The following is a 12,372-nucleotide window of genomic DNA, read 5'->3' as shown; positions in this document are numbered from 1 at the left end:
CGCCGTGGAGGCACCCCAGAGACGGCGGAAGTCCCGACTGCGCCATGCGCTAACTCTCGTCATGCTAGAGATGGTTACTTACGACAACGTTCTTTGCAACCGCCTTAGGCGGGTCGATGGTTAGATCGGAGTATGGGATCTTCGAGTGAGCCGAACGCGCCGGGTGACCTCGAGCTGGTGCGGACGTTCGTGAACACCCTGGACATCGAGAAGGGCACGGACGCCCTGGACTCGTCAGAAACGTGGGGTCGGTGGTGCGCCGAACGCGGTCTCCCGAACGAGTCGAGTGCGAGCGACCGGCAGCTCCTGGGTGAGCTTCGTGAGGCACTGCGTGAGGGCCTGCTTGCTCATCACTCGCGAGGTTCAATGCCTCCGGCAGTCCGCGAGGTGCTCGATCGAATGCTGGCCTGGAGTCAGGCCGAGGCGACCTTTACCGAGGAGGGCTTGCGCCTCATCCCTCGGAGAGACGGAGCGCACTATGTCGCCGGGAGGATTCTCGCCCTGGTCGCGCAAGCAACGGTGGACGGAACGTGGTCTCGCCTCAAGGCCTGCAGGGACGACGAGTGCAAATGGGCCTTCTACGATCACTCGCGCTCCCGTACGGGCCAGTGGTGCTCGATGGCGATCTGTGGGAACCGGAACAAGCAGGCTCGTCTGAGAGAGCGGCGAGGACAGTGAATCCGACCGCTGCCACCCGGGCGCCGGAGCGGTATTTTCAGGCTCACGGCGGGCCGGTGGAAGCCCCCCATGAAGGGATCTGCACGTATGATCCTCGTGCGAGAGGTCGCCGCGCGGAGATCCTCCTAAGGCCGGTTCGTGGACAGTGCACAGCCCACTGGCTGGGCCGTGCGTGACATGTTTCACCCCTCGCATGACAAGCTTCGTGTCTCACACCCCCGTGGACTGCCGCAACGCCTACGCCCTCTCTGAGTTCTGGCGACCCATCCTTGGGTATGTCGAGAACACCGACGAGCCGAACGAACCCGGAGATGAGGAGTGCCCGATCTTCGACCCCGAGACTGGCCACACCCTCTTGTTCATCGAGGTGCCGGACCCGACCCCGGGCAAGAACAAGTTCTACCTGGACCTACGGCCTCGAACTGGTACCCGCGACGAGGAAGTCGAGCGGGTCCTCGGGCTGGGGGCAACACTTATTGCCGACCGCCGGGAGGCCAATGAACTTGGCTGGGTCACCTTGGCCGACATTGAGGGGAACCAATTCTGCATCCTCCGGTCCGAAGGAGAGCGCCTGGCTTCATCCTGATCTGCCGCCCCCACCTACGCTCACGCTCGCCTGGACCACTACTTCATGGTCCAGTCCGGTGGGGCTGGACCACGACTTCCGCGTGCCGGTGTCCCGATACCCGAGGTGCTCCCAGAACGGCTGGGCCTCCGCGTTGGTGTCGAGGACGTTCAGCCGCCACTCCCGATCCGTGGGGAGCGCGGCGAGCAGGTGGTCGTGGAAGTGCCGAGCCAGGCCTTGGGCGTCCGCCCGCAGCTGGAGCAGCCCCAGGAAGTTGACCCCCGGTTCCGGCCAGTCGGTGGCCAGGTCGGCGACGCCGGCCAGCTCCTGGTCGACGAACAGCCCGAGAAGGTGCTTCTGGTCCGGCCGCGTGTCCGGCGGGCGTGCCGTGAACAGACCGGTCACGTCGTCGGGCTCGGGCGGCCGCCCGTGCACCCGCTGCGCGTAGCCGTCGTCAGCGGTGAGGACGGCCTCGACGGCGCTGCGGTCCGAGTTGGTGAGAGGACGGATCTCGACGGGGGTCATGGCTGTAGCGGTCGAGATGTAGTGAAGATTTCGCAGGACACGCGCTGAACCCTTCACAGAGAAAGACATTCAACGGGGTCGGCGAAAAGTAGCCCTGAACCGCCCGCGGTGCGACCAAGGTCGCCGGCCAGTACATCTAGCTCTCGGATATGGACTCACGGTCCACGGGTGCCACTGGTCACCGTGGAACTGAGCATCTACCCACCATCTCTGCGAGGAGCAGCGGCTCAACGTCTTTGCCGTGCGTCACGAGCCACTCGACTTCACGCGCGCTCGCCGCGGCTACAGGAACATCTGGGAGCCTCCCGCCGGGGATGACCGCAACGTCATGGTCGAGAAGGTACGCGGCCCCGGTATAGAACGGCTCCGCCGTGACGATCAACCCCAACATGGGGCGGTCCGTTGGGATGTGCGTGAACGCCGGGTGACTGTCAGCAAGATGGCTGACAGTCCGGGTCAACTGCTTCCGTGCGCCGCCCAGGGTCTCGCTGGGCGAGTTCATCAGCGTCGCATCGCCGGCCCGTGCTGCCGGGGCGAGGCGGCGAGACTTGACCTCCACCAAGATGACCAGATTGGGCAGGATCACAAACCAGTCAACGCTCTTGTGACCGCCACCCTTGCCGAAGACAATCTCGGGTTCGACCTCCGCGTCTTCGATCAGGTTGAGTTGTCGACCAATGTAGTGCTCGAACAGGCCTCCGAGATCATCCGCGAAAGCCTTGCCGTGCTTGGTCATCCCGGCGTAGTACAAGCCTCCCGGCGTGACCGTCCGCATGATCAGACGCGTCGCTGGAGCAACAGGCTCCCCGTCGCCCATGTCCACGAACGGCGTCGCCATCAACGGGTTGTAATCGAATCGGGCCGCTGTGGCTGTTCCGACCGAGTGGTCGTTGAAAGCAGTCCGAAAGGCTGCGGGTGTCGTGGTGAGTCGAGAGGCGATCTTCTCTATGTTCGTCCGCGGATAGAGCTTCAGCACTTCAGTGAAGTTTGGCTGATCCAGCCAGCCAGGCTTGTATGCTCCACCGTTCTGGAAGGCACCCACTTGGAGGAAGAACGTCGCGCCGATCGCCTCGCGGAACGGAATTCCGTCGAGCATGGCCGCCAGCGAGTCCTCCGTGATCACTCGGGTCTCGACGTCGGGCAGACCCTCGACCATCCAGGCGTGGGAGCGAGCAAGTTCCTCGAACATCGACTCCTGGTAGGGGAACTGCTCGTACGTGACCCGAGTCATCAGTTTGACGAGGAAGTCCTCGGACCCCACATCAGCATCGTCGATGTCCATCGCGATCTGGAACTTGTGCATCAGCTTCCGCAGCGCCTTCTCATCGACGGCCTTTGAGCGATACTCATTGCCGTAGAGAAGCGAATCTCGCGCGGCCGCAGCCAATCCCCACGGCGGCATCCGATGTTTCACAGCATCTGGATACGGCGGTTCGCCGAGCGAGGCCGAGGCCTGCGCGATCGCCGGGATCAGCTCGCTGGGTTTGAAGGCGCGGCACGCTTGAGTGAATGCCGAGTAGGGCAAGCCCGGATCGCGCGAGAAGCTCATAGACGTCCGTGTCCTTCGGAGCGCCGTTGTCTAGACGTCGAGCGAATCCTCCACGCGAGAGTGACGCTCAACATGGTGTTACGGGCGACCGCGAGGTCGGTTGGCGCAGTCAAGACGCATCCGGGAGGAGCACATCTTCGATGACACCTGATCTTGCAGACGTACGTAAACGCATGGTGGGCACGTACCTTGCGCGGTAGTCTTCACCGTCGATGGGGTCGGAGTCGTCCCATTCATGGACTACTACACGCAGGGTGTTGGTCAATCGCCCGATGAGAAGCGCAAGTGGGAACGGGCACCGCAGCAGGAGGTGCACCTCGGCGTTGGAGTTGTCGTTCGACAGGGCACGGATGTGCGCGGCGACGTCGGCGGCGATCAGGCCTGCATCAGTGGGGTCGAGGAGCGTGCCGCTCGCACTTGTGAGATGACGCCAGGCCGCGAGAAACGGCCTATGGTCTTCGATATAGCGGGTGAAGGCGGTGTCGCTGCGTTGGGGCAGGAGATCGACATACACGGCTACGGAGGGACGGCCGGCCGTGATCGCCGATGGCTCGCCGCCTTGATCTGCGATTTGCACTTGCGTTTGCGTGATGAACCGCGCTTCGCCATCGCTCGACCAGGTGGCGCCCTGTTGGTCGATCACGTCCATGTGTCCGATTCGAGACGAAGGCAAGGCCGCCCCGACCGCGAAGGCCACGGAGAGATGAGCCCCTCCAGCAACACGTAGGCGATGTGCCCCGGAACGGGTCACGGCATCGGGGAGGAGACCGATGGTGTCCTTGAGGTCTCGGAGCCCATCGGCGCTCGGAAGCCGTTCGTGATCGGAGGGCATGAGCCGGATGTCCAGTTCGTCACCGGTTCGGTCATAGACCTGTGGCGTGTTCCTGGTCTGGAGGCTCAGGTGGAACGTCTGGTCGGTTGTCTCGATTCGCTTGCGAAGAGACGCGATCCGGTGCCAGACCAAACTGCGGATCAATGCCAGCAGACCATCGCGCTCGGCGGATTGCTGATCTACACCGCTCAAGGTGCCGGGACGAATCTCTAGGAGCCGGTCGGGAGCGTCGTAATCTGTTCCGCCGTCGTCTGTCTTCACCGAGTTGATGATGCCAAGTGCAAACACTTCGTGGTCGCGGTGTAGCTCAAGGAGTTGAGGTGCTTCCAACGTCTTCACGACTCTGCTGTTCACCACGTCCGGTGTCGTCACGAGAACGCCGCCGGAGATGCCGGCCGCTATCGCTTGCTTGAGTCGGGCCTCGGTGTCGCCTGGCGGCAGATCGTCTCGGTCCCGCCAGACAGGGATGCCGGCGGCCCGGAGGAGCCAGGCGAGCTCCGTAGCAACACCAGTACCGTCCTTCTGGCGGTACGAGATGAAGACAGGGTCTGCTGGGTCAGGGGCGGCGGAATCGGATGTCATGGCGTCTCCTTGTGTTCTTCAGTTACGAAGGTGGCGTGCCTCACCGCGTCACTGGCGTGCGGGCTGTTTACAGCAGGCGCCGTAGGAAGCCTCTCGGGTGACACTGCCAAGATGCGGTCCCGTTCTACGAGCCAAATTGCAACGACCACTCGTGTCGATGAATCGAATCCAGCGATGATCGCGACGAACTTGTCGAACCCCAGTTCGGGGTCGTGCAGATGGCGCATGTAGGAGTGGAGATCAACCTCGCTCGGGGAGAGTCCTCCGGTCGGGTGGGTGTGCCATTCGCCTATCCACTGGCTACGGTCCTCCGACCAGGCGTAGTCCGCGAGACGCCGGGCATGGACGAGGTCTCGCATAAAGGTGCGTTCGCCGCGGGTGGCGTTGGGTCCAGGTCCGCCGGCGTGTCGGATGTCGATCCCATCAGTCGCGTCGTTCCCGAGCAGGATGCCGCCAGTTTCGAGTCCATCGACGGACCGCAACGCCTCGCGCGCGATCGTGCTGAGTGCGACGTCAGTGATCGTCACCGGAGGCACCTCTCTTCGACCTGTCATCCTGGCGAGCAGGTCGGGCACGATGCACGAGGTCTGGGAATGGACGACCACCGAACATCGCCGGCTTGGCTGAGGTCGAAAGGGGCTGCGAGGTCACCTGCTGGTCGAAGACCGATGATGGCGTGTTCGCCGGGAACCTGCTGGGTGTGGTCACCGTGAAGCGATTCCAGCAGTGTCGCGATCGCTACTTTTGCGGCGAACGTGCCGATGTATCGGAGATCAGGCGGCACAGCCGTCATTGGCTGGTGGACGCGCCCGGTGCCGTAATCCAACTCCTGATCCGCCTCAGCGTCCATCGCTCCCTGATCTGCAAGCTGCTGCCGTAGACAGAGGAGACATCCGAACCGGGGTGTTGGTCGCAGCCTGATGACTTCTCCGATCGAGCCATTGTCGAGCACGCACGCCAAGATCGCCGGCCTCCGTGCGCGCCTGGAGAGGTGGCTGACGACACGCCTGGGAGCAATACCGTCTGCGGCACAGAGCACCAGATCGACGCGGTCGACGATAGGCCGGATGTAGTGCGCCTCGGCAACCACGTCGCGTCGGTGGGCAAGCACTGTCTGTTGCGGCCAGTGCTGGGCGAGGTGATCTTTCATGGCCGCCACCTTGAACCGCCCGACGCTTTCGGCGCCGAGAGTGTGGCGGAGCATGTTGTGCCAGAGGAATCGGTCCGGGTCGACCAGTTCCACACGTCCGACTCCATATCCTGCGAGCGCTTCTGCTGCGGCGCTGCCGATGCTGCCGCAGCCCACGACCATGACGCTGTTGGCGGCGAGCTGCTCGATCGGCCACTTGCGAGCCAACTGTGCCAGGCCAACAACTTCTGGCTCTATCTCGATAGCGAGAGGTTCCACACCGCTGCGCCGGACAGCCCATCCCGCAAACTCCGAGGCACCCGCCTCCACCAGCTCCGGTGGAAGATCGGGGTCGTGAGTGACGACCACGCCAAGGTGGTTGCCGGGATCGCCAACGCCCGGCACCAGCTCCCTGAATTCTTTGAACCCTATGGAGATATCGGGGCGTCTGGACAAGAAGAGATGGTGAAGATGGGCGTCGTTCGGTGCCACCCTGATCCACTGAGCGGCATGGTGAGGGTCGCCTGAACGAAGCGCGGCGTACTCGCGTGGGACTTCGGCTGGAAGACGGATGTCTTTGCCGGTTTCCACGGTCTGGACGACATACATATCGTCCGCGGGAACGCGGCGTAGTACCAGCGATCCGCCCGACAGGTCGGAGCCTGCGATCTTGGTGACCGCGTCTCTGGGCATCACGATGTAGGGGTTATGGGGAGACATCTGTGTCTCCCGCCTCGGTCGGGTCCGGTGTTGGAGCTGCTCGCTGAATCGCTCGGTCAATCAGGTGGTCGTGTGAGGGGTCAGAGACGATGCCATGGACCGACATCTCATTGATGACTCCAGCCTTCATGAGGGCGTACTCGATTCGCCACCCCGATGCCTTCGCCAGAAGCTCGGTGAGGCTGGCTTCGGGCTGCCAGCCGCCATCGCTCTGGAGCAGACAGAGCGATCCTCCTGGGGCTACGTGCCATGCGGACTGTGTCTGTTCCCAGATCGACGGCTCCGGATCGAGGGAGTAGATGGTCGGCGGCACCATCGGGTGCGCCGCGGAGTAGGCGACGAGCACCCGCAGTTCCTGGTCCCCGAGCAGCTCGTCGAGAGCATTGGGCTGCGGCCGCTCGAACGGCCAGCGGGGGAGCACGCCGATCCATCCGCCGTGCGGCAAGCCGTCGTCTGCTGGACTCTGGTATTCGAGCAACGGCGCGAAAGCCTGGACTTCATCTTGGTCGCGCGCCAGTCGCACAGGTTCACGTTCAGTCCAGAGCACGGGGTTGAGCGCCGCGGTGCCCGCGCCGCGATCCGGCCCTGTTGCGCGAGTCATCCCTGCGGAGTGTCCTTCACCGGTCGGGGCGCCGCTGGTACGACCGCAGGCGCCGGGTTGCCAGTGGAGGCGGGAGGCTTCGGGAAGTCGTCCCCAAACACCTCACCCCAGTGCTTAATCGCAGCGGCAGTGTCGTTGTTCGCCTGTGCCTGGAAGGCCTTGATCGCGTTATCTCGTGCAGATCCAAGGGAATCGGCGAACTCGCAGTAGTCGATGTCAGGCTGAATCGGTCCACAGAGCCCAGCAGGATCGGCGACTTCGTTCCCACCCTCAATGTGGTAGCAGGCGCTGACGAAGAACTGCTTGATCGCAGCGGGCTGGTTGACGTCCGTCGGCAGGAAGTCGAGCGCGAGGACCTCCATGACGAGAGACTTGATCTTGGTGTCTTGCTCGGCGGCCCACCACTTGAGCATCCGAACAGTGCCGGCGAACTTGTTCCACTGTGCGTGCCTATCCGCGACCTCGGCGATCAGGGACTCGGGGTCGCAAGCGACCCAGTCTTCCGAGAGTGCTTCAGGAATGAGGAGCCGCCCATCGCGGCGAAGTGCTGGCATGGCATCAACCGTGAAAGCGTCAGGATCGTCAGGGTCATCTAGGAAGCACTTGACGGCATGGTTGCGCCACCGGGCCAGTCGGACGGCGTGGTCGTAGGTGCCGTTCGTCGCCCCGAGCAGCGCGTTGACACGCTCGCGCGTGTGATCGAGAGCGTCCGCGGCGGAACCTCCCGGCGCTCCCCACTCAGGATGATCGTCCTGATCGAAGACGACGATCACATCGACGTCATGGATCGGGTCCTTGTGCGTCCCTCGCGCGAGCGATCCGGACGCGATGACTTCCTCCACATCGTCCTCGGTGCCGAAGGCACTCTTGAAGAGATCGCGCCGGGCGCGCGCTTCGCGGACGTGTGTGATGTCAGCGTTCACGACGTCCTGAAAGGTCTTGAAGGCGTCCGTCACACTCATAGTCGTTCTCCTGGTTGGTTCGTCGTTCGATCACCGTAGTTACTGCCACCGACATTGCTGCGTCGAGCAGGTGCGGCTCGTTGCCTACTTCTTCTTGCTGCGCTTGCCGGTGGTCTCGTTGGTCGTGGTCTTCGGGTGACGCTTCACCGTGGACTGCTTCACGAACCGACCCGTGACCGCGCTGCGCCCTCGCTTGCCTGCCATGCTCCTCACCTCCTCGGTGTTCTAGACTCGATGCTGCGTTTCAATTCTAACACACTCCGTGTCGGAGGCGACGGACTGTCGCAGATGTGACACACTGGGGGTATGGCCAAAACCACGATCAACACGGCCGCGCTGTACTCCGCCCTAGACGCCGCGCGTCAAGAGCGCCAACTCTCCTGGCGAGCACTGGCCGGTGAGATCGGCGTGAGCCCCTCCTTGCTCTCCCGGCTCGGCAACGGCCTCAAGCCAGACACCGATGGCTTCGCCACGATCATCGCCTGGCTCCGACTCCCGGCCGAGGACTTCTTCGAGCACGAGGGAGAACGTGACGCCGACGACACTCGCGAACCCGACCTCATGGCCCAGCTCGCACCGCTCCTGCGCGCCCGGAAGGACCTCAGCGAAACCGACGTCAAGTACCTGCAACAGGTGATCGGCGCGACCATCGAACGTGCACGGGCCCAGGGATGACTCGTGCGTCGAGGATTCAAGACCGAGGCGAAGCGCCTCGCGTTGGAGCTACGAACCGAAATCGGCCTCGACGCGCACGCGCCGTTCGACCCCTATGCCTTCGCGTCTGAGTACGGCATCCCCGTCGTCCAGCTCAGCGACCTCGATGGTGTGGCGCGCGACCACTTCCTACGAGCGGACGGGAGCGCACTATCCGGGGCGCTGATCCCGAACGGCAGCGGGGTGGTCATCCTGGAGAACGATGCTCAGCCCTTGACTCGTCGGCGCACCACCATGTGCCACGAACTCGCCCACGTCGTCCTGGAGCACCAGTTCGGCGTTTCGCTTTCCGACGAGAGGAAGTGTGGGCTGGGCGGCGACCAAGAAGCCGAAGCCGACTGGCTCTCGGGGGAGATGCTGATCCCCAACGACGGAGCCTTCCGGCTCGCCCGAGCGAACGCCACCGACGAGGAGGCCGCGGATGCCTACCACGTCAGCCTCGCTGTCGCCCGCTGGAGGATGAACCACAGCGGCGCCCGCAAGGTCATGGAACGCGCTCGCGCCAAGTGGTCTAAGGCGCCCAGCTCCTACCGATAGTTGCGACCCAGCAGCGGGCGATCGGCCTGGGCTCGGTGCGAGTTCGCCCGTCCCTTCCTTCACGTCCGGCCCGAGGCGTAGACTTGGCCTCGAGGCGGATTTCTCCTCTGTAATGCGCCGCTCGCGGCAGACCCTCGGGTCACTCTTCAACGCACCGCCTCGTCATATGAACTGTGCGATGGAGAGGAAGACCATGATCCGTCTGATCTGGACCGTCAGCGTCCACACCCGCTACTTCCTGCGGCGCTACATGCCCACCAACATCCTGCTGGATGCGATCCGAACTCACCGACGCGGCTTGAAGTGGGGTATCCCCGCGATGCTGCTCGCAGTCCCGTACATCCTGATCGCGAACGTCTGTGTCCAACTCATCGAGGACGGCGCACCCGGATGGCTCCACCTCGCAGTGCTGTGGGCGATCTGGAACATGCTCAAGATGCTCTGGATCGGGCCGGTCAGCGCTGTGCTCCTAATCCGCGCCCGTGTCCGCGAGTCCGTCACCGCCCGTCGCGAGCGCGCCAGCTCGCCCAGCGAAGCAGACGACGCAAAAGAGCGGGCCGTGGTGGACGCGATAGGTAACCGGTGAGGTGTGAAGAACTCAGGCGCCGACCCGGCGACGACCGCCGACACGGATGGTCCCGCCGCACGCGAGCACCGCCGAGCGCACGGCCTCATGGCTTACTCCGAGTCGCGCGGCGACCTGAGCGAGCGTCATCCCACCCGCATAGAGCTGAGCGGCGTCCACTCGGATCGCGTCGGGCAACTCCGGGCGACGCGCCGCCAAGCCCGCCTCCCGAGCTATCTCCCGCACGGTGCCGCGGTGCACGTTGAATCGTGTCGCCAGCTCGCGCACGGGCACACCAGCAGCGTAACCGGCGACCAGCTCGGCTCGATTGGAGACGCTCAAACGGGTTTGAGACTGACGCGAATTCTCACGCACCGGACCGCGCCCATCGGCGATCTGAGCACGCTGAGTGTGCGGCCGACGACCAGGCGATCTCCGTAGGACGCGGGAAATCAGCGATCCGAGCGGCTTCCGGGGGTTTGAGAAGCTGCTACGGAGGTCCACGCTTGTCCTGAGCCGCGACATCGATTCCATGGTGTCGCGGCTCAGGACTTTTTCGTGGGTTCGCGTGGGGTGTCGTCGATGTCGTGGCTCATGCGCCAGGCGATCGTCTCGGGTGTCGGCAACGCTTGACGATGGGGCCGATCCGCCGCTCGAACTCTGACCAGGACCGCGGGCAGGTGGTCGACCCTGAGCTCCGCTGCGCCGCATGCTGGTGACCGACGCTCGTCCATGCTCCTACCGCCGCAGCCGGTACAGATCGCGCGGCATTCCATCCGAACCGGCTGGAGCGGGACCGAGGCGGACGAAGCCGAATCGCTCGTACAGATGACGAGCCGACTCACCGCCAGGCGTGTCGCGGGTGAACGTGACGACGTCGATGTCGCCGACGCGCCAGCGGTCCAACGCGGCGCTCACCAGGGCCGCGCCGAGGCCATGGCCCCGAGCCGACGTCGCCACAGCCAGCCAGTTGATCCGGTGGGCCTGGTCGTCACGGCTGAGCAACATCCCGCCGGTGATCGCTCCTTGGGCGCCGGTGACGAGTGCCGTGCCCCGTTCGAGGCCCCGCTCGATCACTCCTCGGATTCCCGGCATCGGTCCGAACAGTGGCTCCACCTCAGCCGCCAGTGCGAGCCATGACGGAACGTCCGTAGGCATCGAGTCGCGCACCGGCGAGCTCGCCACGGGATCTGATTCTCCTGCGCGCAATCGAGTCGCTCTCGTCAGTGTGGTCGCGTCCGTCCGCCGGTGGACGCGCGGCGGGCCACGAGGGTGCACGTCCCAGGACCCAGTTCACCGCGTCCCGTTCCCTCATGTGGGAATCAGTATGATCCCGGCCGCTTGCGCTTGCATCCGATCTCGTGCCGGCGAGCTCACCGGACGGTGATGTGACGGTGGTCGTGGTCGTGGTCGTGGTCGTGGTCGTGGTCGTGGTCGGGGTGGTCGGACTGACGACGGCGGTCCTGCTCGCCGAGCGCGGGGACGCCGTGCGCGTGCTGGCCGCCGAGGGGCCCCTCGAGACGACCTCGGCGGTCGCGTCCGCGATGGTGGGGCCCAACCTGCTGCCGCAGGACGAACCGGCCTTCGCCTGGGAGAGGCGGGGTCGACAGGTCTTCACCGAGCTGGCGACGGTGCCGGGCTCCGGCGTCGTCGTCCGGTCCGGGACCCTGACGGCGCGTGAGGAGCCACCGTTCCCGATGACCCTGGACGGGCGGCCGATCGACGTCGCCGCACCGGCCGAGCTGCCGGACGGCTTCGGATGGGGGTTCCGCACGACGACGCCGCTCGTCGACATGGTCCCGTACCTGCGCCACCTCGTCGGCAGGTTCGAGGCCGCCGGGGCGCGGGTGGAGATCGGTCGTCTCGCCTCGCTCGACGAGGCCGCCGACCTCGCCCTCGCGGTGATGAACTGCTCGGGCCTGGGATCGCGGGAGCTGGCCGGCACGGGCGTGCGGCCGGTGCGCGGTCAGCACGTCGTCGTCGCGAACCCCGGCATCGAGGAGTTCTTCATGGAGGCGCCGTTCGGGCCGGCCTGGGCCGCCTTCTGGCCGCACGGCGACCGCGTCGTCCTCGGGGCCACCGCGAGCGCCGACGCCCTCGCGGGCGGCGACCTCCCGGACGCGGTCGATGACTGAGGGCGAGCGCACCCGGATCGTCGCCTGGAGCCACGAGATCCGCCACGTCCATGACCGGCTGCGGGACGTGCTGGGGCCGCTCCGAGCTGGGTCCCAGGCCCCCGTCGACGCGCAGGAGGTCCGAGTCAGGTGGCACGGTGGCCGGGCCCGGCCCCTATCGTGGGTCCGCGCGGTCCGAAAGGAGCCCGGGTGCGCTGCGGACGAGCCCACGGGTACGACGGCCGCGCGGCCGCGCGGTCGAGGAACGGCGCACACACAACGAAGCCCGACGGGGCTGA

15 protein-coding genes are annotated in these 12,372 nt (G+C 65.1%); 6 read left to right on the top strand and 9 right to left on the bottom strand.

Annotated features, from left to right (window positions below; genetic code table 11):
- Nucleotides 1-132: 132 nt before the first annotated feature.
- Both AC3D3D_RS06675 and AC3D3D_RS06670 read left to right on the top strand, forming a co-directional pair.
- Nucleotides 133-678, top strand: coding sequence for a CGNR zinc finger domain-containing protein (locus tag AC3D3D_RS06675; protein ID WP_463662547.1), 546 nt, complete (start codon nt 133-135; stop codon nt 676-678).
- A gap of 193 nt (nt 679-871) precedes the next feature.
- Nucleotides 872-1,264, top strand: coding sequence for a VOC family protein (locus AC3D3D_RS06670; RefSeq protein ID WP_463662548.1), 393 nt, complete (start codon nt 872-874; stop codon nt 1,262-1,264).
- Here AC3D3D_RS06670 and AC3D3D_RS06665 read toward each other — a convergent pair.
- The 7 genes from AC3D3D_RS06665 to AC3D3D_RS06635 all read right to left on the bottom strand — a co-directional run bounded on the left by AC3D3D_RS06665 (nt 1,256) and on the right by AC3D3D_RS06635 (nt 8,143).
- Entirely contained in the window at nt 1,256-1,768 is a 513-nt protein-coding gene (locus tag AC3D3D_RS06665; RefSeq protein WP_463662549.1) for a GNAT family N-acetyltransferase, read from the bottom strand. The genes AC3D3D_RS06670 and AC3D3D_RS06665 overlap by 9 nt on opposite strands.
- Before the next feature lie 178 nt (nt 1,769-1,946).
- Complete coding sequence (locus tag AC3D3D_RS06660) at nt 1,947-3,317, bottom strand: hypothetical protein (protein WP_463662550.1); 1,371 nt, start codon at nt 3,315-3,317, stop codon at nt 1,947-1,949.
- A 109-nt stretch (nt 3,318-3,426) separates the two neighbouring features.
- Complete coding sequence (locus tag AC3D3D_RS06655; RefSeq protein ID WP_229586873.1) at nt 3,427-4,731, bottom strand: SAVED domain-containing protein; 1,305 nt, start codon at nt 4,729-4,731, stop codon at nt 3,427-3,429.
- Nucleotides 4,728-5,258 carry a Mov34/MPN/PAD-1 family protein gene (locus AC3D3D_RS06650; protein ID WP_463662551.1) on the bottom strand — a complete coding sequence of 177 codons (531 nt, stop codon included), beginning with the start codon at nt 5,256-5,258 and terminating at the stop codon, nt 4,728-4,730. The genes AC3D3D_RS06655 and AC3D3D_RS06650 overlap by 4 nt, the downstream gene beginning before the upstream one ends.
- Before the next feature lie 23 nt (nt 5,259-5,281).
- Nucleotides 5,282-6,580 carry a HesA/MoeB/ThiF family protein gene (locus tag AC3D3D_RS06645; RefSeq protein ID WP_463662552.1) on the bottom strand — a complete coding sequence of 433 codons (1,299 nt, stop codon included), beginning with the start codon at nt 6,578-6,580 and terminating at the stop codon, nt 5,282-5,284.
- On the bottom strand, nt 6,567-7,181 hold the full coding sequence (locus tag AC3D3D_RS06640; protein ID WP_188550643.1) for a ubiquitin-conjugating enzyme family protein: 615 nt from the start codon (nt 7,179-7,181) through the stop codon (nt 6,567-6,569). Before AC3D3D_RS06640 ends, AC3D3D_RS06645 begins: the two co-directional genes overlap by 14 nt.
- Nucleotides 7,178-8,143 carry an SMODS domain-containing nucleotidyltransferase gene (locus AC3D3D_RS06635; RefSeq protein WP_188550642.1) on the bottom strand — a complete coding sequence of 322 codons (966 nt, stop codon included), beginning with the start codon at nt 8,141-8,143 and terminating at the stop codon, nt 7,178-7,180. Before AC3D3D_RS06635 ends, AC3D3D_RS06640 begins: the two co-directional genes overlap by 4 nt.
- 306 nt (nt 8,144-8,449) lie before the next feature.
- Here AC3D3D_RS06635 and AC3D3D_RS06630 point away from each other — a divergent pair, with 306 nt between their 5' ends.
- The 3 genes from AC3D3D_RS06630 to AC3D3D_RS06620 all read left to right on the top strand — a co-directional run bounded on the left by AC3D3D_RS06630 (nt 8,450) and on the right by AC3D3D_RS06620 (nt 9,980).
- Entirely contained in the window at nt 8,450-8,818 is a 369-nt protein-coding gene (locus AC3D3D_RS06630; protein ID WP_188550641.1) for a helix-turn-helix domain-containing protein, read from the top strand.
- Nucleotides 8,819-8,821: 3 nt separating this feature from the next.
- On the top strand, nt 8,822-9,394 hold the full coding sequence (locus AC3D3D_RS06625; RefSeq protein ID WP_188550640.1) for an ImmA/IrrE family metallo-endopeptidase: 573 nt from the start codon (nt 8,822-8,824) through the stop codon (nt 9,392-9,394).
- 193 nt (nt 9,395-9,587) lie between these two features.
- Complete coding sequence (locus AC3D3D_RS06620) at nt 9,588-9,980, top strand: hypothetical protein (protein WP_463662671.1); 393 nt, start codon at nt 9,588-9,590, stop codon at nt 9,978-9,980.
- Between the two features lie 12 nt (nt 9,981-9,992).
- Here AC3D3D_RS06620 and AC3D3D_RS06615 read toward each other — a convergent pair whose 3' ends face one another.
- Both AC3D3D_RS06615 and AC3D3D_RS06610 read right to left on the bottom strand, forming a co-directional pair.
- Entirely contained in the window at nt 9,993-10,253 is a 261-nt protein-coding gene (locus tag AC3D3D_RS06615) for a helix-turn-helix domain-containing protein (protein ID WP_488512580.1), read from the bottom strand.
- A gap of 444 nt (nt 10,254-10,697) precedes the next feature.
- Nucleotides 10,698-11,144, bottom strand: a complete 447-nt coding sequence (locus tag AC3D3D_RS06610; RefSeq protein WP_463662554.1) for a GNAT family N-acetyltransferase — start codon at nt 11,142-11,144, stop codon at nt 10,698-10,700.
- Nucleotides 11,145-11,353: 209 nt separating this feature from the next.
- Here AC3D3D_RS06610 and AC3D3D_RS06605 point away from each other — a divergent pair, with 209 nt between their 5' ends.
- Nucleotides 11,354-12,094: an FAD-dependent oxidoreductase gene (locus AC3D3D_RS06605; RefSeq protein WP_463662555.1), complete on the top strand. Its 741-nt coding sequence runs from the start codon at nt 11,354-11,356 to the stop codon at nt 12,092-12,094.
- Nucleotides 12,095-12,372: the final 278 nt, after the last annotated feature.

It is taken from the genome of Georgenia sp. X1117, from assembly GCF_057784635.1.
Note: the sequence above shows the minus strand (reverse complement) of the source record. Positions and strands in the feature narration are given on the sequence as shown.